23 protein-coding genes and 1 tRNA gene are annotated in these 24593 nt (G+C 67.0%); 3 read left to right on the plus strand and 21 right to left on the minus strand.

Annotation, left to right across the window (positions count from 1 at the left end):
* Positions 1 to 21: 21 nt before the first annotated feature.
* The 14 genes from GGR12_RS12090 to GGR12_RS16740 all read right to left on the minus strand — a co-directional run bounded on the left by GGR12_RS12090 (position 22) and on the right by GGR12_RS16740 (position 10207).
* Positions 22 to 1824, minus strand: coding sequence for a M3 family oligoendopeptidase (locus GGR12_RS12090; protein WP_183204639.1), 1803 nt, complete (start codon positions 1822 to 1824; stop codon positions 22 to 24).
* A gap of 62 nt (positions 1825 to 1886) precedes the next feature.
* Positions 1887 to 2462 (minus strand): DUF2059 domain-containing protein, encoded by a 576-nt coding sequence (locus GGR12_RS12095; RefSeq protein ID WP_183204640.1) that lies wholly within the window; start codon positions 2460 to 2462, stop codon positions 1887 to 1889.
* Between the two features lie 56 nt (positions 2463 to 2518).
* Positions 2519 to 2953, minus strand: a complete 435-nt coding sequence (locus tag GGR12_RS12100) for an NUDIX hydrolase (protein ID WP_183204641.1) — start codon at positions 2951 to 2953, stop codon at positions 2519 to 2521.
* Positions 2953 to 3954: an inorganic phosphate transporter gene (locus tag GGR12_RS12105; protein ID WP_183204642.1), complete on the minus strand. Its 1002-nt coding sequence runs from the start codon at positions 3952 to 3954 to the stop codon at positions 2953 to 2955. Before GGR12_RS12105 ends, GGR12_RS12100 begins: the two co-directional genes overlap by 1 nt.
* A gap of 6 nt (positions 3955 to 3960) precedes the next feature.
* Complete coding sequence (locus GGR12_RS12110) at positions 3961 to 4605, minus strand: DUF47 domain-containing protein (protein ID WP_183204643.1); 645 nt, start codon at positions 4603 to 4605, stop codon at positions 3961 to 3963.
* A 102-nt stretch (positions 4606 to 4707) separates the two neighbouring features.
* On the minus strand, positions 4708 to 5223 hold the full coding sequence (locus GGR12_RS12115; RefSeq protein WP_183204644.1) for a DUF2059 domain-containing protein: 516 nt from the start codon (positions 5221 to 5223) through the stop codon (positions 4708 to 4710).
* A 159-nt stretch (positions 5224 to 5382) separates the two neighbouring features.
* On the minus strand, positions 5383 to 6042 hold the full coding sequence (locus GGR12_RS12120; protein ID WP_183204645.1) for a hypothetical protein: 660 nt from the start codon (positions 6040 to 6042) through the stop codon (positions 5383 to 5385).
* Between the two features lie 147 nt (positions 6043 to 6189).
* Positions 6190 to 6879 carry a 50S ribosomal protein L1 gene (gene rplA, locus GGR12_RS12125; RefSeq protein WP_183204646.1) on the minus strand — a complete coding sequence of 230 codons (690 nt, stop codon included), beginning with the start codon at positions 6877 to 6879 and terminating at the stop codon, positions 6190 to 6192.
* A gap of 4 nt (positions 6880 to 6883) precedes the next feature.
* Positions 6884 to 7312 (minus strand): 50S ribosomal protein L11, encoded by a 429-nt coding sequence (gene rplK / locus GGR12_RS12130; protein ID WP_183204647.1) that lies wholly within the window; start codon positions 7310 to 7312, stop codon positions 6884 to 6886.
* A gap of 197 nt (positions 7313 to 7509) precedes the next feature.
* A complete protein-coding gene (gene nusG / locus GGR12_RS12135; protein ID WP_183204648.1) occupies positions 7510 to 8082 on the minus strand; it encodes a transcription termination/antitermination protein NusG in 573 nt (190 codons plus the stop codon).
* A gap of 14 nt (positions 8083 to 8096) precedes the next feature.
* Positions 8097 to 8390 carry a preprotein translocase subunit SecE gene (gene secE, locus GGR12_RS12140; protein WP_183204649.1) on the minus strand — a complete coding sequence of 98 codons (294 nt, stop codon included), beginning with the start codon at positions 8388 to 8390 and terminating at the stop codon, positions 8097 to 8099.
* Positions 8391 to 8461: 71 nt separating this feature from the next.
* A tRNA-Trp gene (locus GGR12_RS12145) sits at positions 8462 to 8537 on the minus strand.
* Positions 8538 to 8643: 106 nt separating this feature from the next.
* Entirely contained in the window at positions 8644 to 9984 is a 1341-nt protein-coding gene (locus tag GGR12_RS12150) for a hemolysin family protein (RefSeq protein WP_183204650.1), read from the minus strand.
* A gap of 94 nt (positions 9985 to 10078) precedes the next feature.
* On the minus strand, positions 10079 to 10207 hold the full coding sequence (locus tag GGR12_RS16740) for a hypothetical protein (protein ID WP_281378568.1): 129 nt from the start codon (positions 10205 to 10207) through the stop codon (positions 10079 to 10081).
* 181 nt (positions 10208 to 10388) lie between these two features.
* Between GGR12_RS16740 and GGR12_RS12155 the strand changes: the two genes are divergently transcribed.
* Positions 10389 to 11687 (plus strand): flavin monoamine oxidase family protein, encoded by a 1299-nt coding sequence (locus GGR12_RS12155; RefSeq protein WP_183204651.1) that lies wholly within the window; start codon positions 10389 to 10391, stop codon positions 11685 to 11687.
* A 64-nt stretch (positions 11688 to 11751) separates the two neighbouring features.
* On the opposite strand, the gene tuf is transcribed toward GGR12_RS12155, so the two are convergent.
* The 5 genes from tuf to GGR12_RS12180 all read right to left on the minus strand — a co-directional run bounded on the left by tuf (position 11752) and on the right by GGR12_RS12180 (position 17159).
* Positions 11752 to 12942, minus strand: a complete 1191-nt coding sequence (gene tuf / locus GGR12_RS12160) for an elongation factor Tu (RefSeq protein ID WP_183203611.1) — start codon at positions 12940 to 12942, stop codon at positions 11752 to 11754.
* An 87-nt stretch (positions 12943 to 13029) separates the two neighbouring features.
* The gene (gene fusA, locus GGR12_RS12165) at positions 13030 to 15111 is read right to left on the minus strand and encodes an elongation factor G (RefSeq protein ID WP_183204652.1); all 2082 of its coding nucleotides are present in this window, start codon (positions 15109 to 15111) and stop codon (positions 13030 to 13032) included.
* A gap of 140 nt (positions 15112 to 15251) precedes the next feature.
* A complete protein-coding gene (gene rpsG / locus GGR12_RS12170) occupies positions 15252 to 15725 on the minus strand; it encodes a 30S ribosomal protein S7 (RefSeq protein WP_183204653.1) in 474 nt (157 codons plus the stop codon).
* Between the two features lie 81 nt (positions 15726 to 15806).
* Positions 15807 to 16178 (minus strand): 30S ribosomal protein S12, encoded by a 372-nt coding sequence (gene rpsL / locus GGR12_RS12175; protein WP_056453566.1) that lies wholly within the window; start codon positions 16176 to 16178, stop codon positions 15807 to 15809.
* Between the two features lie 270 nt (positions 16179 to 16448).
* Positions 16449 to 17159, minus strand: coding sequence for an energy transducer TonB (locus GGR12_RS12180; protein ID WP_183204654.1), 711 nt, complete (start codon positions 17157 to 17159; stop codon positions 16449 to 16451).
* Positions 17160 to 17400: 241 nt separating this feature from the next.
* On the opposite strand from GGR12_RS12180, the gene GGR12_RS12185 reads away from it, so the two are divergent.
* Positions 17401 to 18207 (plus strand): hypothetical protein, encoded by an 807-nt coding sequence (locus GGR12_RS12185; protein ID WP_183204655.1) that lies wholly within the window; start codon positions 17401 to 17403, stop codon positions 18205 to 18207.
* 21 nt (positions 18208 to 18228) lie between these two features.
* Here the strand turns inward: GGR12_RS12185 and GGR12_RS12190 are convergent, their stop codons facing one another.
* On the minus strand, positions 18229 to 19563 hold the full coding sequence (locus GGR12_RS12190; RefSeq protein ID WP_183204656.1) for an APC family permease: 1335 nt from the start codon (positions 19561 to 19563) through the stop codon (positions 18229 to 18231).
* 154 nt (positions 19564 to 19717) lie between these two features.
* On the opposite strand from GGR12_RS12190, the gene GGR12_RS12195 reads away from it, so the two are divergent.
* On the plus strand, positions 19718 to 20185 hold the full coding sequence (locus GGR12_RS12195; RefSeq protein WP_183204657.1) for a GNAT family N-acetyltransferase: 468 nt from the start codon (positions 19718 to 19720) through the stop codon (positions 20183 to 20185).
* Positions 20186 to 20269: 84 nt separating this feature from the next.
* Here GGR12_RS12195 and rpoC read toward each other — a convergent pair whose 3' ends face one another.
* Positions 20270 to 24466, minus strand: a complete 4197-nt coding sequence (rpoC, locus tag GGR12_RS12200; RefSeq protein WP_183204658.1) for a DNA-directed RNA polymerase subunit beta' — start codon at positions 24464 to 24466, stop codon at positions 20270 to 20272.
* Positions 24467 to 24593 lie beyond the last annotated feature (127 nt).

Raw genomic sequence — 24593 nt, forward strand, 5'->3', positions numbered from 1 at the left:
ACTCCGGTCAACGGCCAGGCTTCAGAATGTCGCCTCGAACTGGTCGATAAGTCGCTCAAGGCGCTTCGTGCCGATGGTCCAGAAGGCCGGATCGCGCGGGTTCAGCCCGAACGGCGCCAGCGCCTCGACGTAGCCCTTCGATCCGCCGCCCGCGAGCAGCTCGCGATACAGCGGCGTGAACCCCTGCGGATCCCTCGCCCGCGTCTCCATCAGCGCCGCCACCAGCAGGTCGCCGAAGGCGTAGGCGTAGACGTAGAAGGGTGAGTGCACGAAGTGGCTGACATAGCTCCACCAGTGCTCATAGCCGGTGTTCAGCGTGATCGCCGGACCCAGCGAGCGGCCCATCTCCTCCAGCCAGATCTCCCCGATCCGCTCGACCGGCACCTCGCCGCCCGCGCGCTCGTCGTGGAAGCGGGTCTCGAAGCGGTGGAAGGCGATCTGGCGCACCACGGTGTTCAGCCCGTCCTCGATCCGTCCGGCCAGAAGGCCGCGCTGCTCCGACTTCGGCGCCGTCGCCAGCAGCCGGTCGAAGGTCAGGCCCTCGGCGAAGATCGAGGCGGTTTCGGCCAGCGTCAGCGGCGTATCGGCCAGCAGGCTCCCCTGCCCCGCCGCCAGCGTCTGGTGCACGCCATGCCCCAGCTCGTGGGCCAGGGTCAGCACGTCGCGCCGCTCGCCCATCCAGTTCAGGAACACATAGGGGTGCCGGTCGGCCGTCACCGGGTGGGCGTAGGCGCCCGACTGCTTGCCCGGCCGCGCCTTGCCGTCGATCCACGGCTTGTCGAAGAAGCCCTGCGCCCGCTCGGCGAAGTCGCCGCCCAGGTCGCTGAAGCTGTCCAGCACGATCGCCTTGCCCTGCGTCCAGTCGAACCCGCGCGGCGCCGAGGTCGAGATCGGGGCGTTGCGGTCCCACTGGTCCAGCTTGTCCCGGCCCATCGCCCGGGCCTTCAGGGCGTAATAGCGGTGCGACAGCTTCGGATAGGCGGCGGCCACAGCCTCGGCCATCGCGTCCACGGACTCGCCGTCGACCTCGTTCGACAGATGGCGGCCGTCGGCGGGCCGTTTGAAGCCCCGCCATTTGTCCTCCAGCGCCTTGTCGGCGGCCACCGTGTTCAGCACCAGCGCCATGGTCGCCGAACGCGCCTCCAGGGCCTCGCTGAGCCCCTCGGCCGCCGTCTTGCGACGCGCGGCCTTGGGATCGGACAGCCGGTTCAGCGACTCCGCCAGGGTCAGCTGCTCCTTGCCGACCTTCACCTTCATCGCCGCCAGGGTCTCGTCGAACAGGCGCGGCCACTGGGCGCTGATCGGGCCGCGCTCGGACAGGAAGGTCTCCAGCTCCTGCGACAGCTCGTGCGGCTTCATCGCCCGCACGCGGCGGAACCACGGCTTCCAGCGCGCCGCCGCCGGATAGGCCGCCAGCGCCGCCTCGATCTCGGCGTCCTCCAGCTGGTTGATCTCCAGCGTCACCCAGATGGTCGGGGTGGCGATCGAGGTCAGCTTCTCGCGAACGGTCGCCTCGAAGCCCTGCGCGCCGGCGTCGTTGCGGTTGGTCGACGCCGCCAGGAAGGCGTAGGCGCCCAGGCCGCCCAGGATGTCCGACGCCTGTTCGTACAGCGTCACGGCGCGATCCAGCCGCTGGCCCAGCGTCGCCGGCTCGTTCCGGGCCTCGACCAGCTTGCCCTGCAGGCCGTTCAGTTCGGCCACCAGCCCCCGCGTTCGCTCCAGATCGGTCTCGATGCGGGCGTCCTCACGCGAGGCGTAGAGGTCGGTCAGGTCCCAAACGGGGGCGTCCTGCGGGTCGGCGGGGGTCTTGAAGGGCGCGTTCATTCCCCCGTTGTGGGGATGCGAACCCGGTGGCGCAACAGACGCCCCCGCCGATTATCCGTCGATCACTTGGGGTTGGAGGCGGGAGCCAGTCCGGCGCCTTCGCGCATCCCCTGACGCAACTGTTCCAGCTGGGCGGGCGTGCAGCGGTAGCGCTGGCACATGCGCGTCGCCAGCTTGTCCAGCATCTGCGGTATGACCGACATGATGGCGCGATTGGCCTCGGGCATGACCGTGATGGTCTTCTCGGCGATCGATCGGCCCAGCGGGGTTTCGTAGAAGGCGATCAGCGCGACCAGCTCCTCCTCCGTGAACGCCGCCGCGTACGCAGGCACCATGGCCTCGATCATCTGCGGGACCATGTCGGTCGTCAGCTCGGCGGTCAGATCGATGATCATGCGCCGGTCTTCCTCCGGCAGATTCCGCGCGGAGCTGTCGTTGTCGAACTCGTCGCCCAGCATTTCGTGGATCACCGACTCGAACTGGTCGGACATCATCAGGCTGATGTACCGGCGGCTCAGGTCCAGCTGCCGCGTCGACGGAGCGGTCGCAGCCTGCGGCGGTTCCACAGCCGCGCTGGCCGTCGCCGGAATCGCTGCGGTGGCGAGAAGCGCAGCCGCACAGACAATCATCAAACGCATGGTCATTCCCCCGATCGGCCCGTCAGGCCGCGCCCGCCGCCTTTAACAATCCCGGGCTAGCCGCGAAAGGCGCGAATGACCTCCGCTAGGTCGACCTCGGTGACGCAGGCGGCCGCCTGCTCGACCGACATCCAGAGCCGGTCGCGTTCGGCCTGTTCCTTCCACTCGGCGTGCACCACGGCCACCTCCAGCGGATAGATGGCCACCACGCACCAGCGGGGCGCGCGGCGTTTCAGCACCTTCAGATAGCGGAACGTCCCCAGCGGATGGTGGCCGATCTCGCCCTCCACCCCGGCCTCCTCCAGCGCCTCCTGGGCCGCGGCTTCGGGGTCGGTCTTGCCGGGCATGCGGCCGCCCTTGGGCGTCACCCAGCGGCGCGTCTCGCGCGAGGTCACCAGCATGATCTCGATGCCGTCGGGACCCCGACGCCACGGCAGCGCCGCCACCTGGCGCCGTTCGGCCTGCTCGGTCCGGATGGCGTCATTCGCCATCAGGTCAGGAAGAACCCGCCCAGCCAGAAGAAGATCGCGCCGATCGCCGCCGCGGCCGGCATGGTGATGAACCACGCCGTCACGATGCTGCGCGCCACGCCCCAGCGCACCGCCGAGGCCCGGCGAGCCGCGCCCACGCCGACGATGGCGCCGGTGATGGTGTGGGTGGTCGACACCGGAATGCCCAGGCCCGTGGCCAGGAACAGGGTGATCGCCCCGCCCGTCTCGGCGCAGAAGCCCTGCTGCGGGCTCAGACGCGTGATCCGCGAGCCCATGGTGTGAACGATGCGCCAGCCGCCGAACAGCGTGCCCAGGGCGATCGCCGCCTGACAGGTGATCACCACCCAGAACGGCACATGGAACTCCGTCCCCGCCGGCGCGCGCGACAGCAGCAGCACGGCGATGATGCCCATGGTCTTCTGCGCATCATTGCCCCCGTGGCCCAGCGAATAGGCCGAGGCGGAGACGAACTGCGCCTTGCGGAAGAATTTGTCGGCGAAGGCCGGGTTCGACCGGGCGAACAGCCAGGACACGATGAACACCAGCAGCAGCGCCAGGGCGAAGCCCACCGCCGGCGACAGGAAGATGGCCGCCACGGTCTTGCTGACCCCGGAGAAGACGATCGCGCCGGTGCCCGCCTTGGCCACGCCCGCGCCCAGCAGCCCGCCGACGAGGGCGTGCGAGCTCGACGACGGAATGCCCGCCAGCCAGGTGATGACGTTCCAGCTGATCGCCCCCATCAGGGCGCCGAAGATGACCTGGTCCGAGATGACCGTCGGATCGATGATCCCCTTCCCGATCGTATTGGCCACGTGCAGGCCGAAGAACAGGAAGGCGATGAAGTTGAAGAAGGCCGCCCAGCCGACCGCATAGATCGGCGGCAGAACCCGCGTCGCCACGATGGTGGCGATCGAATTGGCGGCGTCGTGCAGGCCGTTCAGGAAGTCGAACAGCAGGGCGACGCCGATAAGGAACCAGAGGATCAGCAGTGCCTGGTCCATAAGGCCCTACAGGTGCTCGACCAGAACGCCATTGATGCGGTTGGCCACATCCTCGAACCGGTCGACCACCTTCTCGAGGTGATCATAGACCTCGGCCCCGGTGATGAAGCCCATGGCGTCGCCGCCCTTGTGCTTCTCGTACAGCGCCTTCATCCCCGCGTCGTACAGGGTGTCGCTGTCGCTCTCGAGCCGGGCGATCTTCTCGGTCAGCTCGTTCAGACGGCCATGGTGCTTGCGCATGTCGGGCAGCAGCGAGACGGCCTCGACGGTCAGCGTCGCCGCCTCCACCGCGATGTCGCCCAGCTGGCGCATGTGCGGGGCGAAGTCGCGCATCTCGTACAGGGTGATGACCTTGGCGGTCTTCTGCATCTGGTCGATCGAGTCATCCAGCGAGTTGGTCAGGCCGCGGATGTCGGACCGGTCGAACGGCGTGATGAAGCTGCGGCGCACCGCGAACAGCACCTCGCGGGCCACGGCGTCGGCCTCGTGTTCGTGATCGACGATGCGCTGGCACCAGCGCGGAACCTCGTCCCCGCCTTCCAGCACCTTGCGAAGCGCTTCGGCGCCTTTGATCAGGGTCGCCGCGTGGGCGTCGAACAGGCGGAAGAAATTGTCTTCCTTGGGCAGCAGCGCCTGAAACCAGCCCAGCATATTCGAACCCTCCGGGAATCGCGTCGCGATCGTGCGCGCTCACTCCCGCGTCGCGTCGCCTGCGTCAACCCGTCAGACGGCTGACGGTTCGTCATCAAAGGCTCAGAACTGCTTGATCGCCGCCGAGCCGGATCCCGGGCACTCGAACCGAAGGCAGAACTTTTCGCTCAGCGCCGCCATGGCCCGGACGAGGTGAGGCATCATCGCCTCCTGCATCATCATGTTCAGCTCCAGGTCCTTGCGGGCCACGGACTGTCCGACGGGCGTTTCGTAGAAGGCGATGGCGGCCTGCAGTTCCTCGCGAGTGAAGCGGTCCGCAACGTCGTCACGCATGTCGCGCAGGGTGGCGCCCAGCACGTCATCGAAGGCCAGCGCCATGTTCTCCGCCAGCCAGGCCTGCTGGTCCGCCGGCATCTCGCTGCGGCCGTAGGACCGCTCCAGCTGCTGGGACACCACCTTGCTGAGGTTCGAGCCCTGGGTCAGCTCGAGATACTGGCCGGCGAGGTCCAGATTCTGCTGTCGGGTGGCGGAGTCGGGGGCCGCCGGCGGGGCGGTCTGGGCCAGCCCCGGAGTTGCGAATGCGAGCGAAAGCGCAGCGATGACGGCAGGAACCCGCATGGCGTTCCCCTTTCACGCGTATCCTCCTCCTCACACGCCGACCGTGCAAACAAAAACGGGGTTAAGAGGCCGACCCTGGCCGAAATACATAGAGTCAAACGAAAGCGGCGGCGGAGATCGCTCCCCGCCGCCGCCAGTCTTCGACCTATACAGTCAAGCTTACGCGGCGACCGTACCCAGCACCTGGGCGTCGAATTCAGCCGCACAGGCCTCCGCCATGCTCTTCAGCGTCGAGTTCATCAGCGCGGAGTTGTTCTCCAGCAGTTGATCCAGCGTCGGCGCGGTCTTCGAGTCCGTGTGCGAGTACTTGTTGCAGTTATACTGCCCGATCACCGTCCCGGCGGCGCCGTCGACGAGGTGGATCATCACGCCATAGTTGACGCGGAAGTGGGTCCAGTCGGTCGGAAAGTAGCTGTAGCCCCAGCCGTAGACCTTGGCGTCCACATACAGGCTGCCGGCGTCGACCGGGTACGGCGTGCCCGCGGGCGCGCCGGTGAAGTCCAGACGCTGGCCGAGGCGCGCGCCGAACTTCTCCTGCATACGGGCCTGGATGCGGGCCTCAAGCTCGGCCGACGGGTCGACGATGCCGTTCTCGACGGCGTAGGTCTCGCCTTCCTTGATCATGGCCAGCGCGCCGACCATGCCGAAACCGGCGCGGCTGGCGCGCATCGGCATGAAGATCGGCGCTTCCTGGGTGACGGGCACGAGCGCCCGTTCCTGGACGGCCAGATGGCTCGCGTCGAGCGGAATGGTCTTGGGTCCGGCGCAAGCCGAGAGAGCCAGCGCCGAAACGGCGATGGCGACGAAACGATGATTCACAGATGCCCCCTTTAGTGCAGCGGGGCCCGCCTACAGAGGTCGCCTGACGACCACAAGGCCAAACGAAAACGGCGGCGGAGATTGCTCTCCGCCGCCGCAATTCTGTTGCCTGTCCGCCGCGCTTGCGCCCGGCCGACGGCCGCTGGATCAGGCGCCCAGCGAGGACGGGTCGATCTTGAAGCCCGGGCCCATCGTCGACGACAGGCTGATCTTCTTGACGTAGGTGCCCTTGGCGCCGGCCGGCTTGGCCTTGACCAGAGCGTCCACGAAGGCCTTCACGTTGGCTTCCAGGGCGTCCTGGGTGAACGAGGCCTTGCCGATGCCGCCGTGCGCGATGCCGGCCTTCTCGACGCGGAACTCGACGGCGCCGCCCTTGGCGTCCTTGACCGCTTGCGCGACGTTCGGCGTCACGGTGCCGACCTTCGGGTTCGGCATGAGGCCGCGCGGGCCCAGCACCTTACCGAGGCGACCGACCAGGGCCATCATGTCCGGCGACGCGATAACGCGGTCGAAGTCCATGAAGCCGCCGTTGATCTTCTCGTACAGATCCTCGGCGCCGACGTGCTCGGCGCCGGCCGCGCGGGCTTCATCAGCCTTGGCGTCCTTGGCGAAGACGGCGACGCGGACGTCACGGCCCGTGCCCGAGGGCAGGTTCACGACGCCACGGACCTGCTGGTCGGCGTGACGGGGATCGACGCCCAGGTTGACGGCGATCTCGATCGACTCGTCGAACTTGGCCTTGGCGTTGTCCTTGACGGCCTTGATGGCGTCGGCGAACGGCATCAGCGACTCGCGGTCGCCGGTCCAGGCCTGGATGCGCTTTGCTTGCTTGGCCATGCTCTTAGCCCTCCACCTTCAGGCCCATCGCACGGGCGGAGCCTTCGATGATCTTGGCGGCTTGCTCAAGGTCGTTGGCGTTCAGATCCTTCATCTTCTTCTCGGCGATCTCGCGCAGCTGGGCGCGCGTGACCTTGCCGACGGTCTCGCGACCGGTGAGCTTGGCGCCCGACTTCAGGCCGGTGGCCTGCTTCAGGTACCAGGTCGCCGGCGGCGTCTTGGTGACGAAGGTGAACGACTTGTCCTGGTAGACGGTGATGACGGTCGGAAGCGGGGTGCCCTTGGCTTCCTTCTCGGTGCGCGCGTTGAACTCCTTGCAGAAGCCCATGATGTTGACGCCGCGCTGACCGAGCGCCGGCCCGATCGGGGGCGAAGGCGTGGCGGAGCCCGCGGGCACCTGCAGCTTGATGTAGCCGAGAATCTTCTTGGCCATTGGTCTCTCCTATTCGGTAGCCCGGAACTGAATCCGGACCGGTGAGCCGTGGTGCGGCATGGCTGCCTTCCACGGATTTGCGCGGGCGAACCCGCACCGCCCTGTTCAGAGCGAGGCGCGCGTGTATCAGAGGCGAGCCTGAAAAGCAAACGGCGGCCCGAAGGCCGCCGCTGCAAATCCTGAGGTCGGATCGGGCCTTAGGCCGCGACCTTCTCCACCTGATTGTATTCCAGATCCACCGGGGTCGGGCGGCCGAAGATGGACACGGCCACGCGCAGGCGGGCGTTGTCCTCGTCGACGCTTTCGACCTGGCCGTCGAAGCTGGCGAACGGGCCGTCGATGACCTTGACGGTCTCGCCGATGTCGAAGCGGATCGTGGGCTTCGGACGCTCGACGCCCTCTTCCACCTGGCCGACGATCTGCTGGACTTCACGCTCCGAGACCGGCAGCGGCTTGGTGCCGCCGGCGGCGCCGAGGAAGCCCGTGACCTTCGGGGTGTTCTTCACCAGGTGATAGGCCTGGTCGGTCATCTCCATCTTCACCAGCACGTAGCCGGGGAAGAATTTGCGTTCCGAGTTCACCTTGCGGCCGCGGCGGATCTCGACGACCTCTTCGGTCGGCACGAGGATTTCCGAGAAATTGTCTTCAAGGCCCTGCTGGCGAGCCTGTTCGCGCAGTTGCTCGGCCACCTTCTTCTCGAAGTTCGAGTAGGCGTGGACGATGTACCACTTGTGGCGCGGGTTGGCGGGCTTCGGCGTGACGTCGGTCATAAGTTCGGGTTCTCTTACTGCGCGCCGATCGCGAGGATGATGCGCGACAGGAAGGCCAGGCCGTAGTCGACAATCCAGAAGAAGATGGTCGCGACCACCACCATGATGAAGACCATCACCGAGGTGATCCAGGTCTCCTTGCGGCTCGGCCAGACGATCTTGCGCGCTTCCGCGCGGACCTGGCTGGCGAACTGCGGGATCGACGTCCGCTTCTTCGGCGTCGGAGCGTCAGCCGCGACGGCGCTGCCGGCGATAGCCGGTTGAGCGGTCTGGGGGCGGCGCCCGGACGGTGTCTTGGCCTTGGCCATGCAGATCTCTTCAGTCACTTATGCCTGTCGAACCAGATGGGAAGTCCCATCCGGTTGCGACAGGGGAGAAATGGCAGGAGTTGGGGGACTCGAACCCACGACCCCCGGTTTTGGAGACCGGTGCTCTACCAGCTGAGCTAAACTCCTAGACAAAACACAACGCGCCGTGGGCTGGCCCATCGGCGCGTGGTCTTCGCCAGAGCCGGGGTGATTACCAGCGCCGCCCCGGCATATCAAGCCGTTCCGACGGGTCTCAGCCCTGTTCGTCGATATGAGCCGCGACGGCCTGCGCTTCGTCTTCCTTCCGGACCAGCTGCTTGAACAGCAGCTTGTCGATCCGGCGGTCGTCCATATCGATGACCTCGACCTCGAAACGGCCCAGCTGCAGGATTTCGCCCTCGTCCGGAACGCGCGACAACTGGTGCAGAACCAGGCCCGCCACGGTGTGGAAGCTCTCGTTCTCGCCGAAGTCCTCGCCCAGGGTGTCGGCCAGTTCGTCGAGGTCGGTCTGGCCGTCGACCAGCCAGCTGCCGTCGTCGCGCTGGCGGATCATGATGTCGCCGTCGTCGTGACCCTCGTCGAAGTCGCCGGCGATCATCTCCAGCAGGTCGGTGGCGGTCACCACGCCTTCGAACGAGCCGTACTCGTCGACCACGAACGCCATATGGACCTTGGAGCCCTTCAGGATCTCCAGCGCCTTCAGCACCGACGTCGACTGCGGAATGAAGGCCGGCTCGGCCACCAGCATCTCGATGTCGAACGTCCCGGTGGTCAGCAGGCTGTCCAGCAGGTCCTTCTTGTGGACCACGCCCAGCGGGTTATCGAGTTCGTTCTCCCGCGCCACCACGATCCGCGAATACGGGCAGGTGCGGATTTCCTCGCGCAGCTGTTTGTCGGTGTCGTCCAGCGCGATCCAGAACACCTCGTGACGCGGCGTCATGGCCACGCGGATGGGCCGGTCGCCGAGGCGCAGGATCTCTTCGATCATCTCCTGCTCTTCGGGCTCGATCAGGCCGGAGGCGGTGCCCTCGGCGATCATCGTCTCGACCTCTTCCTGGGTGACGTCCGAACCGTCGCGGTCCTTGACGCCCATCACCTTCAGAATGGCCGAGGTCGACACCGTCAGCAGAAACACGAAGGGCTTCAGCACGATCGCCACGGTGGAGATCGGCGCCGACATCTTCGACGCGATGGCCTCGGGGAAGATCAGCGCCAGTCGCTTGGGCACCAGCTCGCCCACGATCACCGACACATAGGTGATGAACACGACGACGACGCCGGTGGAGATGATGTCCGACCACGGCGCGATCGCCGGAATCGCCGCAGCCAGCATGCGGTTCAGCTCGCCGCCGATGGCCGCCTGGCCGTAGGCGCCGGCCAGAATGCCGATCAGGGTGATGCCGACCTGGACGGCCGAAAGGAAGTGAGTCGGATCTTCCGCCAGTTTCAGCGCCTTGCGCGCGCCCCGGTCCCCCCGCTCGGCCCTGCTGTGCAGCCTGGATTTGCGTGAGGAGACGACCGCGAGTTCGGTCATCGAAAACAGGCCGTTGAGCACCACGAGGAGCAGAACGACGGCAATGGCGATGGCTAACATCTAGCGGGAGCGGAACCGGCGCGGCGCGACAGTCGGCGTCCGCGGGCGCAATGATAGGGACGTTTGCCCCTGTCCGCCACGGCTTTTCCGGGAATCAGCGCGTCCGGCCGATCTCGACCGAACCGTAGGCGCCCCGCGTCGCGCCGTCGTCCTGCGCCGTGGCGCAGGCGGACATGCCGATCAGGGTGCCGATGAACAGGCCGATGTGAAGCGCGCGCCGCATATGGTTACCGAAATCCTAACGTCCGTAGCCGAACGTAGGGACCGGATTCGGGTTGCAGACAACGCGATGCCCCCGGGGGTTGAGGTGTTAACCGCGCTGCCTCCCCGGACAGGCGAACCTCCGCCGCTTGACGCCCCTGCAAGTCGGCGCATTCTGCCGTTATCCGAATGGGAGGGGGCCGATGAGACTCACCCGACGCGCCGTACTGGCGGGCCTTGGCGGCATCGGCCTGGCAGGCGCGGGCGCCCGCCCGCCGAACGATCCGGATGTCGTCGTGGTCGGGGCCGGTTCGGCCGGCCTCGCCGCCGCCACCACGCTCCAGGCCCGGGGGGTCAGCGTCGTCGTGCTCGAGGCCATGGACCGCATCGGCGGCCGGGCCTTCACCGACAGCACCACCTTCGGCGCCCCCTTCGACGTCGGCTGCGCCTGGCTGCACAAGGCCGACCACAATCCGTACACCGACTACGCCCGCGCCAACGGCTTCCAGCTGCAGGCCCACGAATACGATCTCGAGAAGGTCTTCCTCGGCCCGCAGTCCGTCGAGGCCGCGCTGGTCAACGACGCCGAGGAGGCCATGAGCGAGGCGATCTCCGCCGCGCCGTCGGACATCCCCGCCTCCCTGGTGGCCGACGTCTCCACCCCGATCGGCGAAGCGGCGGGCGACTACCTCGGCGCGCTCGACATGGCCGTCGACCTCGACGAGCTGTCGACCTTCGACTACGGCGCCGCCGACGACCTCGCCCCCAACTTCCTCTGCGCCCAGGGCTTCGGCTCCATCGTCGCCCACCGCGGCCGCGGCCTGCCGGTGCGCCTGTCCACCCCGGTCCGCGCCATCCGCTGGGGCGGCCCGGGCGCGACGGTCGAGACTGACGCCGGCGCCATCCGCACCCGCGCCGTGGTCGTCACCGCCTCCACCGGCGTGCTGGCCTCGGGCGCCATCCGCTTCACCCCCGACCTGCCCGTGGCGACGCAGGACGCGGTCGCCGACATCCCCATGGGCATGCTGGCCAAGATCCCGCTGCTGATGGACAGCCGCCGCTTCGGCCTCGAGCCCTTCACCGACCTGATGCTGGCCCGGCGCGGGCGGCGCGACCTCTATTTCCTCTGCTATCCCTTCGCCACCGACCTGATGATCGGCTTCGTCGGCGGCGATCTGGGCTGGGAGCTGTCCGCCGCCGGCGAGGCCGCCGCCATCGACTTCGCCAAACAGGGCCTGGTCGAGATGTTCGGCTCCGACGCCGCCCGCCAGGTGGTGAAAGGCGGCCTCACCCCCTGGGCCTCCAACCCGTGGACGCGCGGCGCCTATGCCGCCGCCAGCCCGGGCCGTTTCGCTTCCCGCGAGGCGCTGGGTCAGCCGGTCGGCGACCGCATCTTCTTCGCCGGCGAGGCGCTGGCCGGCGGCCTCATCCAGACCTGCGGCGGCGCCTGGCTGTCCGGCGAACGCACCGCCCTCGCCGTGGCCGCCACCCTCGCCGCATAGCAAAACGGCCCCGGAGTTTCCTCCGGGGCCGCTCTGTCAGTTCAGTCTCTGGGACCGACCGATATTACTCGGTGATCTTGGAGACGACGCCGGCGCCGACGGTGCGGCCGCCTTCACGGATGGCGAAGCGCAGCTTCTCTTCCATGGCGATCGGGGTGATCAGCTCGACGTTCAGCTCGGCGTTGTCGCCGGGCATGATCATCTCGACACCTTCCTTGAGGTGCACGATGCCGGTCACGTCCGTGGTGCGGAAGTAGAACTGCGGGCGGTAGTTGGTGAAGAACGGCGTGTGACGGCCGCCCTCTTCCTTGGTCAGGATGTAGGCTTCGGCCACGAACTTGGTGTGCGGGGTGATCGAACCCGGCTTGCACAGCACCTGGCCGCGCTCGACGTCTTCACGCTTGGTGCCGCGCAGCAGCACGCCGACGTTGTCGCCGGCCTGGCCCTGGTCCAGCAGCTTGCGGAACATTTCCACGCCCGTGCAGGTCGTCTTCTGGACCGGACGGATGCCGACGATCTCGACTTCCTCACCGACCTTGACGATGCCGCGCTCGACGCGACCCGTGACCACGGTGCCGCGGCCCGAGATCGAGAACACGTCTTCGACCGGCATCAGGAACGGCAGGTCGACCGGACGTTCCGGCTGCGGGATGTAGGCGTCGACGGTTTCCATCAGCGCCAGGACCTGGTTCTCGCCGATTTCCGGGTTCACGCCGTCGGTCGCGGCCTTGGCCGAGCCCATGGTGATCGGAATGTCGTCGCCCGGGAACTGGTACGACGAGAGCAGCTCGCGCACTTCCATCTCGACCAGCTCGAGCAGTTCCTTGTCGTCGACCAGGTCGACCTTGTTCATGAACACCACCAGCGCCGGCACGCCGACCTGACGGGCCAGCAGGATGTGCTCGCGGGTCTGCGGCATCGGACCGTCAGCGGCCGACACGACCAGGATCGCGCCGTCCATCTGGGCGGCGCCCGTGATCATGTTCTTCACGTAGTCGGCGTGGCCCGGGCAATCGACGTGCGCGTAGTGACGGTTGGCCGTCTCGTACTCGACGTGCGCCGTGTTGATCGTGATGCCGCGCGCCTTCTCTTCCGGCGCCGCGTCGATGTCGGCGTAGTTCATCGCCTTGGCGCCGCCGGCCTTGGCCAGCGTCATCGTGATCGCCGCCGTCAGCGTCGTCTTGCCGTGGTCAACGTGACCGATCGTGCCGATGTTGCAGTGCGGCTTCGTGCGTTCGAACTTTTCCTTGGCCATTCTCTTCTCTCCGTCCCCTGAACAGGGGGCTTGGTCCTTGATTTTCAGGGGTCCGGCGGACCCTGGGGCCCGCCGGGATTGGTTGGTTTAGGCGCTATACTTCTTGATCACTTCGTCGGCGACGTGTTGCGGCACCGGCTCGTAGTGGTCGTACTGCATGGTGAAGGCGGCGCGGCCCTGCGACATGCCGCGGAGCGTGTTCACGTAGCCGAACATGTTGGCCAGCGGCACGAAGGCGTTCACGACGGTGGCGTTGCCGCGCATGTCCTGACCCTGGATCATGCCGCGACGGCCGTTCAGGTCGCCGATGACCGAGCCGAGGTATTCCTCGGGGGTCACGACCTCAACCGCCATGATCGGCTCGAGCAGCTTCGGAGCGCCCTTTTCCTTCAGTTCGCGGAACGCGGCGCGCGACGCGATTTCAAACGCCAGCACGCTGGAGTCGACGTCGTGGTACTTGCCGTCCGTCAGGGTCGCCTTGAAGTCGATCAGCGGGAAGCCGGCCAGCAGGCCGCCGTCCTTGATGGAGTTCAGACCCTTTTCGACGCCCGGGATGTATTCCTTGGGCACCGCGCCGCCGACGATCGCGCTTTCGAACACGAAGCCCGAACCCGGCTCGCCCGGTTCGAAGGTCAGCATGACGCGGGCGAACTGGCCCGTACCGCCGGTCTGCTTCTTGTGCGTGTAGTCGATGTCGACCTTGCGGCCGAGCGATTCACGGTAGGCCACCTGCGGCGCGCCGATCGTCGCGTCGACCTTGTAGGTGCGGCGCAGGATGTCGATCTTGATGTCCAGGTGCAGCTCGCCCATGCCCTTCAGGATCGTCTGGCCCGACTCGTGGTCGGTCGAGACGGTGAAGGAGGGGTCTTCCGAGGCCAGCTTTGCCAGGGCGACGCCCAGCTTCTCCTGGTCGGCCTTGGTCTTCGGCTCCACCGAGATCTCGATGACCGGCGCCGGGAACTCCATCTTCTCAAGGATGACGGGCGACTTGATGGGATCGCACAGGGTGTCCCCGGTGCGGGTTTCCTTCAGGCCGGCCAGAGCGACGATGTCGCCGGCGTAGGCTTCCTTGATGTCCTCGCGGTTGTTCGAGTGCATCTGCAGCATGCGGCCGACGCGCTCTTTCTTGTCGCGGCTGGAGTTCAGCAGCGACATGCCGGTTTCCATCTTGCCCGAGTACAGGCGGCAGAAGGTCAGCGAGCCGACGAAGGGGTCGTCCATGATCTTGAACGCCAGAACCGACAGGGGCTCTTCGTCCGAGGCGTGGCGCACGACGGGCTCTTCCGTACGGAAGTCGATGCCCGGGGTCGGCGGGATGTCCAGCGGCGACGGCAGGTAGTCGACGACGGCGTCCAGCAGCGTTTGCACGCCCTTGTTCTTGAAGGCCGAGCCGCAGAGGATCGGATAGAAGGCGCCGATCAGCACGGCCTTGCGGATGCACTTCTTGATGACTTCTTCCGAAGGCTCGTTGCCTTCGAGGTAGGCTTCCATCGCCTCGTCATCCAGCTCGACGGCGTTGTCGATCAGGTACTGGCGGGCTTCGACGGCCTTATCCAGCAGGTCAGCCGGGATTTCCTCGTCGCGGAAGTTCGCGCCCAGGGCGTCGTTGTCCCAGATCACGGCCTTCATGCGGACCAGGTCGACCAGGCCCGACAGCGAGCTTTCCGAACCGATCGGGAACTGGATCGGCACGGCCTTGGCGCCCAGGCGGTCGCGGATCGACTGGACCGAGGCGTCGAAGTCGGCGCCGATCTTGTCCATCTTGTTGACGAAGACGATCCGCGGAACCTTGTACTTGTCGGCCTGACGCCAGACGGTTTCGGTCTGCGGCTCAACGCCGGCGTTGCCGTCCAGCACCGTCACGGCGCCGTCGAGGACGCGCAGCGAACGCTCGACTTCGATGGTGAAGTCCACGTGTCCGGGGGTGTCGATGATGTTCAGGCGCTTTTCGCGCCAGAAGGCGGTCGTCGCGGCCGACGTGATGGTGATGCCGCGTTCCTGCTCCTGGTCCATCCAGTCCATGGTGGCGGCGCCGTCGTGCACTTCGCCGATCTTGTGGGACTTGCCGGTGTAATACAGGATCCGCTCGGTCGTCGTCGTCTTGCCGGCGTCGATGTGCGCCATGATGCCGAAGTTGCGGTAGTCTTCGATTTTATGCGTGCGGGGCATGGGAGCGTGCCTTGCGGTCAAAAGCGGCGCCGTTCGAAGCGCCTCGGGAATGTTCGGATAAGCGAGCGCGGGCGATTTAGCTCAAACCGCCCGCGCCGGATAGTCATAGATAGGGTCCGAAGAGGACCCCTTGAAGGCGATTACCAGCGGTAGTGGCTGAAGGCGCGGTTGGCTTCGGCCATCTTGTGGGTGTCTTCGCGCTTCTTGACCGCGGTGCCGCGGTTGTTCGAAGCGTCCAGCAGCTCGGCGGCGAGCTTTTCGGTCATGGTGTTTTCACCGCGGTTGCGCGCAGCGTTGACCAGCCAGCGGATGGCCAGGGCCTTGCGGCGATCCGGACGAACCTCGACCGGCACCTGGTAGGTGGCGCCGCCGACGCGACGCGACCGGACTTCGACCGCCGGGGCGACGTTGTCCAGGGCGGTGTGGAAGGTCACGACCGGCTCCTGGTCTTTCTTCTTGTCGGCCAGGATGTCGAACGCGCCGTAGACGATGTTCTCGGCGACGGCCTTTTTGCCCTCGTACATGACGTAGTTCATGAACTTGGTGACGGTCAGATCCTTGAACTTGGGATCCGGCAGGACTTCGCGCTTCTGTGCGCGGTGACGACGGGACATGGGCTTGGCCTTCTAAAGACGTATCGGACGGCCGGACCAGAAGCTGAAGAACTGGCCCGGCGAATGGGGTGGAGCGGTCGCTTACTTCGGACGCTTGGCGCCGTAGTGCGAACGGCGCTGCTTGCGGTCCTTGACGCCTTGCGTGTCGAGCACGCCGCGCAGGATGTGGTAGCGAACGCCGGGAAGGTCCTTCACGCGGCCGCCGCGGATCAGCACAACGGAGTGCTCCTGCAGGTTGTGGCCTTCGCCCGGGATGTAGCACACGGCTTCGATGCCGGTGGTCAGACGGACCTTGGCGACCTTACGCAGAGCCGAGTTCGGCTTCTTCGGGGTCGTGGTGTAGACGCGGGTGCAGACGCCGCGGCGCTGCGGGCAGCCCTTCAGGGCCGGGACCTTGTTACGGACCGGCTTGGGGGCGCGCGGCTTGCGGATCAGCTGGTTGATAGTCGGCATCGAGTACTCGTTCTCTTCTAGTCGATGGGGGCGTGTGCCTTTCGGCCGGAGCGCCCCGGTGAGCCTTCTTTTGAACGCCGCGAAAGCGACGCCCGGGTTTGTTATCGAGACGAGCCGCGATCCAAACGAAAAAGCCGGAACGCGCGCTTTGGGCGTTCCGGCGGGCACAGCCCGTCCGCTCAGTTGTCACGATCTCAAGACCGGCGAACCGGACACCCTCGAAAGTGGGCGGCTTCTACCCGCGCGGGGCTTTCAGGTCAAGGGTCGGCGCTACGGCAGCCGCCAGCGCACTGTCGCGGCCACCACGTCCCGGTGCGGCTGGCCGTCCACGACGGGCGCCGAGATCAGGAGGTTGCGGTACAGCTGCTGCGAGGTCTCCCCGAACCCGACTTCGCTGACGCCTTCAAGGAAGACCTCACAACCTTCGTTGACGTTGGTGGCGCTGACCACGCAGAGCAGGATCACATCGCCCTCGATGTTGTTGTCGAGCGCCAGCGCCGGGTACATGTCCGAGAACTGCCAGGGCGACGGCACATTCCGCAGGCTCGGAGGCGTGATGTGGGAGCCCGAGGACTCCGGCCAGACTTCGGGATACTCGATGGCGAACCGGACCCGCTTGCCAGCGACGGGTTCGCCATCGGCGTCCGTACGCTCCAGCTGCAGCCAGTGCGCCAGCCTGATGGCCAGAATGGTCGAGGCCAGACCCGAACCGCTCCGGAAATCCAGCGCGCCGTAGGGCGAGCAGCGCTCGAGGCGGTTGCCCGGCGTGATCCCGCATTCCAGCACGACATTCTCAAGCCGCTCCGACAGCGGGCGCGGATCCGCGCTCGCCGGAGCGCCGGCCGGCCGCGCTCCCCGCGCCACCTCCAGGTGACTTTCGACAAGCGCGAAATCGATGTCGCCCGGTCCATGGATCCAGACCGGCGAGGCGACCAGCGGTTCGCTTCTGGCGCCCTCGGGCGTGGCGGCGTCCAGGAACAAGGGTCCGAGCCTGGGCGGTCCGCCCGCCACGCATCCCGACACGCCCAGCGCTGCGATCGCGCAAATCGCCATCGATCGGAATGCGCGCAGAGCCGGCGCGCGCTGAAGAGCATGGTGCATAGGTGATCCCCTGCGGGCCGTTTACGGGGCGCCGACCTCGCGATCAACACACGCAGCGCGCGGATGAAGCCCAATTACCGCCACGCTCCGCGCGCCCTCTGTCTCCGGACAGGGAGGACGGATGGCCGGGCTGGCTTTGGTATGGCCTTCTCGCGTGGCCCGCTGGCGCAAGCCGGCGCTGATCACGGCGTCGGTCGTCGCCCATGTCATCGTGCTGGGTCTGCTGTCCTATCGCGCCATGGGCCTGGCCTACCGGCCCCTGCCGGCGCCGCCCCCGGTCGTCTACGTCGAGATCGAACCCCGCCCCCTTCTCGAGGGCGAAAAGGCGCGCCCGAGGCCCACTCCGGTCGAACCGACGGCCGAGCCTGAACGGCAGCCCTCCCCCGCCACGGCCGAGGCCTCCTCCTCCATCACGAGCTTCCGCCTTCCCTTCCAGCGCCAGCGGGACGACGAGGAGGACCAGCCCTCCCCGCCCGCCCCGCGCCTCGCCGCCCCCGCCGCCGCGCCGCCGCCTGCGGGCGTCGAGGCCTGGACGGTGCGGCCCGAGACCCTGGGCGACCGGGTCGGGCGCGGCCTGCGCACGCGCGGTCCCGGCTGCGCCAATCCGCAGCTGCTGACCGAGGCCGAGCGCGCCATTTGCGACGACCGCTTCGCCGCCCGCGCCGCCGCCGCCCCGCCGGTCAGCGGCACCGGCAATCCCGAACGTGATGCCCGCTTCGCCCGCGAGGGCGCCCGGGCCCTGGCCGAGTACGAGGCGCGCCGCCAGCCGCTCGCCGGCGGCGTCGGCGTCGTCGGCCCCCAGGACGGGCCCGGCTCGAATTTCGGCATGGGCGTCGCCGGGGCCCACATCGACCCGTCCCTGCGCCCCGACTCGACCACCAACGTCCGCACCCGCCGCGACCGCATCCGCGAGGCGGAAGAGGACTAGCCCCCTCCGCCAGCCGGCGGATCAGTCGCCGCTTCGCCCGGGTTCCGCCGCCATCTTCCGCCGGCTGCGCGCGGCCGCGAAATAGAGCGCGACCCCGCCGGCGGCGAGCGCGAGCAGGACGCGCCACTGCGTCCAGTCCGACTGCAGCATCGCCCAGAGGCAGACGCCCAGCGCCGCGACCACCATGAGCCAGGTGACCACGACCCTGCCCCCGCTCCGTTCTCCCACCGTTTCGCTCTCGCGCTCGACCCCGGGCAAGGCGGCGACGCTCAGGCCGTAGACGATCAGCCGGGCGAGCGTGCTCGCCGCGGCGAGCCAGACGAAACTGCCCGTCAGGGCCAGCAGCACGATCGCCCCCGTCGTGAACGCCACGGCGTTGGCCGGCGTCGCGTAGCGCGCGTGAACCCGCCCGAACCAGCTCGGCAAAAGTCCGTCGACGCCGAGCGCGAACAGGAGCCGGGGCGCCGACAGCAGCGCATTGGCGACATTGCCGAGGATCGAGAACGCCGCCCCTGCGGTGAGGATCAGCGCGCCGGCCGCCCCCGCGACCACGGCGCCCAGGGCGGCGAGCGGCGCCTCGGGCGCGGGCCCGACCGGCATGGCCGCGCCATAGGCGAGCTGGATCAGGAAATAGAGGAGAATGATCAGCATCAGGGTGACGACCATCGCCCGGGACAGCATCCGCCCGGGATCGCGCATCTCGCCCGCGGGAAGCACGGCCGTCTCGAACCCGACGAAGGCGTAGAGGACGAGCAGCGCGGCGCTTTCCAGCGCGCCGAACGGCGGCGGCGGGCCCGGGCTCGGGATCGAGTCCGCGAACAGCCACAGACCCAGCAGGGCGACGCCGACCAGGGGCACGGTCTTCAGCAGGGTCAGCAGATTGATCGCGCCCATCCCGCGCCGGACGCCGCTGTAGTTCAGCGATCCGATCAGGGCGCAGACGCACAGGATCAGGGCCGCTCGACCGGCGCCGGTCCCCAGCGGAGCCCAGGCCGCTCCGCCATAGTTCGCCAGCAGGTTCAGATTGGCGCCGACCGCGGTCACGCGGGCGACCCACAACAGCCAGCCGGCCTGGAACGAGACCAGCGGCCCGAACCGCGCCGCATAGCGAACCGGCCCGCCGGACACCGGATAATGGCTCGCCACCCGGCCGAACGGCAGGGCGATGACGAGGATCAGCAGGCCGAAGATCGGAAACAGCCACGGCGCAAAGCCGCCGAACTCGGCGTGAAGCCGCCCCGGAAGCGCGAAGATGCCTGCGCCGATCGCGCCGTTGAAAGCGATGAAGGCGGCGCCGAAGAAGCCGATGTCGCGCTTCAGCTGTCGCTCGCTGGCGGGAATGACGGGGCCGCTCATGTCTGGCTTCGCTCCAAACGAGCCATATCCGGCGGCCTCGCGCCTTGACCATAAGCGTAGAGCCCGGGTCTGCAATGGGTGGAAAGCCGACGCTACATGCCTCTACGATCCATCATGGGCCGTGCCCCGACGCGCCAGGGTAGTCAGGATCGATATGACGTTCACAGTCCGGCCAGAGGAAGACGAAGCCGACCGCGCATTCATTCGTGGGCTCAATCCCCGACTGTGCGGCGTCATCGACGCCCCGACCCATTCCAGGGAAGAGATCGAGGCGTTTCAGGATCGTTTCACCGCCACGGCCTGGGCGGACGACAAGACGGGCGGTGCGACATTCATCGCGGTCGCCAGCAACGGCCAACGGCTCGGCTATGTGAACGTCCGTGAAGGCGCCGACGAGATTGCGGACGAGCGGTGCGCCTACATCGCGCTCCTGGCGGTCGTCGCGGAAGCCGAAGGAAAGGGCGTGGGGCAGGCCCTCCTGCACGCGGCCGAGAGATGGTCGAAGGACATGGGCTTCAGCCGTGTCGCGCTGGATGTTTTCGCCAGCAACCATCGCGGCCAGCGCTTCTACGAGACGGCCGGGTTTCGGCCCGAGACCCTGCGCGTGATCAAGCGACTCTAGCGAGACGGCACGCCTTGAGGCGCCAAAGAAAAAGGCGGCCCCGTCGCCTGGGCCGCCCTCTTCAGTTCAGGTCTGTGACCCGGATCAGCCTTCCGACTGCTCCAGCTCCAGCGCCAGGTCGGCCGGCAGCGGCTCGACCGAGTCTTCGCGGGCCTGGGTGAGCACTGCGTCGCGATCGTTGGCGATCTTCTGCAGGGCACGGAGGTAGGCGCCCGTACCGGCCGGGATGAGGCGGCCGACGATGACGTTTTCCTTCAGGCCTTCGAGGGTGTCGCGCTTGCCGTTGACCGAGGCGTCGGTGAGGACGCGGGTGGTCTCCTGGAACGACGCCGCCGAGATGAAGCTGCGGGTCTGCAGCGACGCCTTGGTGATGCCCAGCAGGACCGGCTGCGTGATGGCCAGACGGCCGCCGCGCTTCTCGACCTTCTCGTTCTCCAGCACGGCTTCCGCCACCTCGACCGTGTCGCCACGGATGAGGGTGGTTTCACCCGAGTCGAGGACCTCGACCTTCTGCAGCATCTGGCGAACGATCACCTCGATGTGCTTGTCGTTGATCGGCACGCCCTGCAGTCGATAGACCTCCTGCACTTCGTTCACCAGGTACTCGGCCAGCGCCTCGACGCCCTGGATGCGCAGCAGATCGTGCGGATCCGGGTTGCCGTCGATGATGTAGTCGCCCTTCTGGATCAGATCGCCGTCGTGGACGGAGATGTGCTTGCCCTTCGGGATCAGGAACTCGACCGCTTCGCCCTGGACGCCGTTCGCGTCGACTTCCGGGGTGATCTTGATGCGGCGCTTGTTCTTGTAGTCGCGACCGAATTCGACGCGACCGTCCATCTCGGCGATGACCGCGCAGTCCTTCGGACGACGGGCTTCGAACAGCTCGGCCACCCGCGGCAGACCGCCGGTGATGTCGCGCGTCTTGGCGCCTTCGGTCGGAACGCGGGCGATGATCTCGCCCGGCTTGACCTCGTCGCCGTTGTTCACGGACAGAACCGCGCCCACCGGCAGCAAGTAACGGGCGTCAGAGCCCGAAGCCAGCTTGGCGTAGGCGTCGCCGGTGGTCACGCCCATGGCCGGACGCAGGTCCGAACCGCGGGGGCTGGCGCGCCAGTCGGAGACCACGCGTTGGGCGATGCCCGTCGCTTCGTCGGTCTCTTCCTTGACGGACAGGCCTTCGACCAGGTCCTCGAAGCGGATCGTACCGGCCACTTCGGTCAGGATCGGGGTGGTGTAGGGGTCCCACTCCGCCAGACGTTGACCCTTGGCGATGTCGCCGCCTTCCTTGACCCGCAGACGGGCGCCGTACGGGACCTTGTGGGTCTCGCGGTCCTTGCCGTCGACCACGACGGTGATCGTGACGTTGCGGCTCATGGCCACCAGATCGCCGTGCGCCGCCTTGACGGTCGGGCCCGCGATCTTCGCCACGCCGGGGTTGGTCGCCTCGTAGAACGAGGTTTCCGCCACCTGCGCGGTGCCGCCGATGTGGAAGGTCCGCATCGTCAGCTGGGTGCCCGGCTCGCCGATCGACTGGGCGGCGATGACGCCCACGGCTTCACCGATGTTGACGTTGGTGCCGCGCGCGAGGTCACGGCCGTAGCAGAAGGCGCAGATGCCGGCTTCGGCTTCGCAGGTCAGGGCCGAACGGACCTTGATCGACTGGACGCCGGCCTTGTCGATGATCTCGACTTCTTCTTCCTGCAGGTAGGTGTCGGCAGGCAGAAGGACCGTGTCGGTGCCCGGCTCCTTGATGTCCTCGGCCGCGTAACGGCCCAGCACGCGCTGGCCCAGCGAGACCAGGACGTCACCGCCCTCGACCACTGCGCGCAGGGTGATGCCGCGGGTCGAACCGCAGTCGTCCTCGGTGACGATCGAGTCCTGCGCGACGTCCACCAGACGACGGGTCAGGTAACCCGAGTTGGCGGTCTTCAGCGCGGTGTCGGCCAGACCCTTACGGGCGCCGTGGGTCGAGTTGAAGTATTCAAGGACGGTCAGGCCTTCCTTGAAGTTCGACACGATCGGCGTCTCGATGATCTCGCCCGAGGGCTTGGCCATCAGGCCGCGCATGCCGCCCAGCTGCTTCATCTGGGCCTGCGAACCACGGGCGCCGGAGTTGGCCATCATGAACACCGAGTTGATGTCGGGGTTCTGACCCTTGATCAGGACGCGGGGCTGGGCGATCTCGCCCATCATCGCGTCGGCGATCCGGTCCGTGGCCTTGGCCCAGGCGTCGACGACCTTGTTGTACTTCTCGCCCTTGGTGATGAGGCCGTCAGCGTACTGCTGCTCGTACTCTTCCACCTGCTTGCGGGTTTCCTCGACGTACTCGACCTTCTTGGCGGGGATGACGATGTCGTCCTTGCCGAAGGAGATGCCGGCCTTGGCGGCTTCGCGGAAGCCCAGCTGCATCATCTGGTCGGCGAAGATGACCGTCGCCTTCTGACCACAGTGACGGTAGACCTGATCGATCAGGTTGCCGATTTCCTTCTTGGTCAGGTTCTTCTCGAGCAGGCGGTAGCCGATGTTCGCGTTGTGCGGCAGCAGCGCGCCCAGCTTCATCCGGCCCGGGGTCGTGTCGATGACCTTGGTCACGACCTGGCCCTCGGCGTTCATCTCGGTCCAGCGGGCTTTGATCTTCGAGTGCAGCGTCACGACCTTGGCGTCGAGCGCGGCGTCGATCTCGCCCATGTTGGCGAACAGCTTGTTCTCGCCCGGCTCGCCGTCCTTGACGAGCGACAGGTAGTACAGGCCCAGGACGATGTCCTGCGACGGCACGATGATCGGCTTCCCGTTGGCGGGCGACAGGATGTTGTTCGTCGACATCATCAGGACGCGCGCTTCCAGCTGGGCCTCGAGGCTCAGCGGGACGTGAACGGCCATCTGGTCGCCGTCGAAGTCGGCGTTGAACGCGGTACAGACCAGCGGGTGCAGGCGGATCGCCTTGCCCTCGATCAGCTTCGGCTCGAACGCCTGGATGCCCAGACGGTGAAGCGTCGGCGCGCGGTTCAGCAGAACCGGGTGCTCACGGATGACCTCGTCGAGGATATCCCACACCTGCGGCTGCTCGCGCTCGACCATGCGCTTGGACTGCTTGACGGTGCCCGACAGGCCCTTGGCGTCCAGACGCGCGTAGATGAACGGCTTGAACAGCTCCAGCGCCATCTTCTTCGGCAGGCCGCACTCGTGCAGCTTGAGTTCCGGACCCACGGTGATGACCGAACGACCCGAGTAGTCGACGCGCTTGCCGAGCAGGTTCTGACGGAAGCGGCCCTGCTTGCCCTTCAGCATGTCGGCGAGCGACTTCAGCGGACGCTTGTTGGCGCCGGTGATGACGCGGCCGCGACGGCCGTTGTCGAACAGGGCGTCGACCGACTCCTGCAGCATCCGCTTTTCGTTGCGGATGATGATGTCCGGCGCGCGCAGTTCGATCAGGCGCTTCAGGCGGTTGTTCCGGTTGATGACCCGGCGATACAGGTCGTTCAGGTCGGACGTCGCGAAGCGGCCGCCGTCCAGCGGCACCAGCGGGCGCAGTTCCGGCGGGATGACCGGGACGACCGTCAGGATCATCCACTCGGGCTTGTTGCCGGACTCGAGGAAGGCCTCGATCAGCTTCAGGCGCTTGGAGGCCTTCTTGGCCTTCATTTCCGAGGGGCTGTCGGCCAGTTCGCCGCGGTGCTTCTCGGCTTCCGAATGCAGGTCGATGCCCATGAGCAGGTTGCGCACGGCCTCGGCGCCGATCTCGGCGGTGAAGCCGTCATCGCCGAACTCTTCCTGGTAGCGGTAGAACTCGTCTTCCGTCAGCAACTGGTTCTGCTTCAGCGGGGTCAGGCCCGGCTCGGTGACGATGTAGTTTTCGAAGTAGAGCACGCGCTCCACGTCCTTCAGCGCCATGTCCAGCATCAGCGAGATGCGCGACGGCAGCGACTTCAGGAACCAGATGTGGGCGACCGGCGAGGCCAGTTCGATGTGGCCCATCCGCTCGCGACGGACGCGGGCCAGGGTGACCTCAACGCCGCACTTCTCGCAGATGATGCCCTTGTACTTCATGCGCTTGTACTTGCCGCACAGGCATTCGTAGTCCTTGGTCGGGCCAAAGATACGGGCGCAGAACAGGCCGTCACGCTCGGGCTTGAACGTGCGGTAGTTGATCGTTTCCGGCTTCTTGATCTCACCGAACGACCACGAGCGGATCTTCTCCGGCGAGGCCAGGGCGATCCGGATCTGGTCAAAGGTCGGGGTGACCGGGACCGGGTTGAAGATGTTCAGGACTTCCTGGTTCATCTTTTTTCCTTCTGCGGACTAAACCGCGAAAATTAGTGTCGAGGGGCTAGGGTCCAGGGTCGAAAGGGGGAGAGGGCCGGATCGGCGGGACGTTCTCTCGTCCCTCGACCCTCGGCCCTCGCCCCTC

The organism is Brevundimonas lenta, from assembly GCF_014196335.1.
Taxonomy (GTDB): domain Bacteria; phylum Pseudomonadota; class Alphaproteobacteria; order Caulobacterales; family Caulobacteraceae; genus Brevundimonas; species Brevundimonas lenta.

Coding starts and splice junctions, on each gene's coding strand:
- GGR12_RS12150 (WP_183204650.1), bottom strand. CDS start 9,984: ATGTTAGCCATCGCCATTGCCGTCGTTCTGCTCCTCGTGGTGCTCAAC.
- nusG (WP_183204648.1), bottom strand. CDS start 8,082: ATGACCGACGTCACGCCGAAGCCCGCCAACCCGCGCCACAAGTGGTAC.
- GGR12_RS12110 (WP_183204643.1), bottom strand. CDS start 4,605: ATGCTGGGCTGGTTTCAGGCGCTGCTGCCCAAGGAAGACAATTTCTTC.
- GGR12_RS12185 (WP_183204655.1), top strand. CDS start 17,401: ATGGCCGGGCTGGCTTTGGTATGGCCTTCTCGCGTGGCCCGCTGGCGC.
- GGR12_RS12105 (WP_183204642.1), bottom strand. CDS start 3,954: ATGGACCAGGCACTGCTGATCCTCTGGTTCCTTATCGGCGTCGCCCTG.
- GGR12_RS12195 (WP_183204657.1), top strand. CDS start 19,718: ATGACGTTCACAGTCCGGCCAGAGGAAGACGAAGCCGACCGCGCATTC.
- rplK (WP_183204647.1), bottom strand. CDS start 7,312: ATGGCCAAGAAGATTCTCGGCTACATCAAGCTGCAGGTGCCCGCGGGC.
- GGR12_RS12115 (WP_183204644.1), bottom strand. CDS start 5,223: ATGCGGGTTCCTGCCGTCATCGCTGCGCTTTCGCTCGCATTCGCAACT.
- rpsL (WP_056453566.1), bottom strand. CDS start 16,178: ATGCCGACTATCAACCAGCTGATCCGCAAGCCGCGCGCCCCCAAGCCG.
- fusA (WP_183204652.1), bottom strand. CDS start 15,111: ATGCCCCGCACGCATAAAATCGAAGACTACCGCAACTTCGGCATCATG.
- rpsG (WP_183204653.1), bottom strand. CDS start 15,725: ATGTCCCGTCGTCACCGCGCACAGAAGCGCGAAGTCCTGCCGGATCCC.
- tuf (WP_183203611.1), bottom strand. CDS start 12,942: ATGGCCAAGGAAAAGTTCGAACGCACGAAGCCGCACTGCAACATCGGC.
- GGR12_RS12090 (WP_183204639.1), bottom strand. CDS start 1,824: ATGAACGCGCCCTTCAAGACCCCCGCCGACCCGCAGGACGCCCCCGTT.
- GGR12_RS12100 (WP_183204641.1), bottom strand. CDS start 2,953: ATGGCGAATGACGCCATCCGGACCGAGCAGGCCGAACGGCGCCAGGTG.
- secE (WP_183204649.1), bottom strand. CDS start 8,390: ATGGCCAAGGCCAAGACACCGTCCGGGCGCCGCCCCCAGACCGCTCAA.
- GGR12_RS12155 (WP_183204651.1), top strand. CDS start 10,389: ATGAGACTCACCCGACGCGCCGTACTGGCGGGCCTTGGCGGCATCGGC.
- rplA (WP_183204646.1), bottom strand. CDS start 6,879: ATGGCCAAGCAAGCAAAGCGCATCCAGGCCTGGACCGGCGACCGCGAG.
- rpoC (WP_183204658.1), bottom strand. CDS start 24,466: ATGAACCAGGAAGTCCTGAACATCTTCAACCCGGTCCCGGTCACCCCG.
- GGR12_RS16740 (WP_281378568.1), bottom strand. CDS start 10,207: ATGCGGCGCGCGCTTCACATCGGCCTGTTCATCGGCACCCTGATCGGC.
- GGR12_RS12190 (WP_183204656.1), bottom strand. CDS start 19,563: ATGAGCGGCCCCGTCATTCCCGCCAGCGAGCGACAGCTGAAGCGCGAC.
- GGR12_RS12095 (WP_183204640.1), bottom strand. CDS start 2,462: ATGCGTTTGATGATTGTCTGTGCGGCTGCGCTTCTCGCCACCGCAGCG.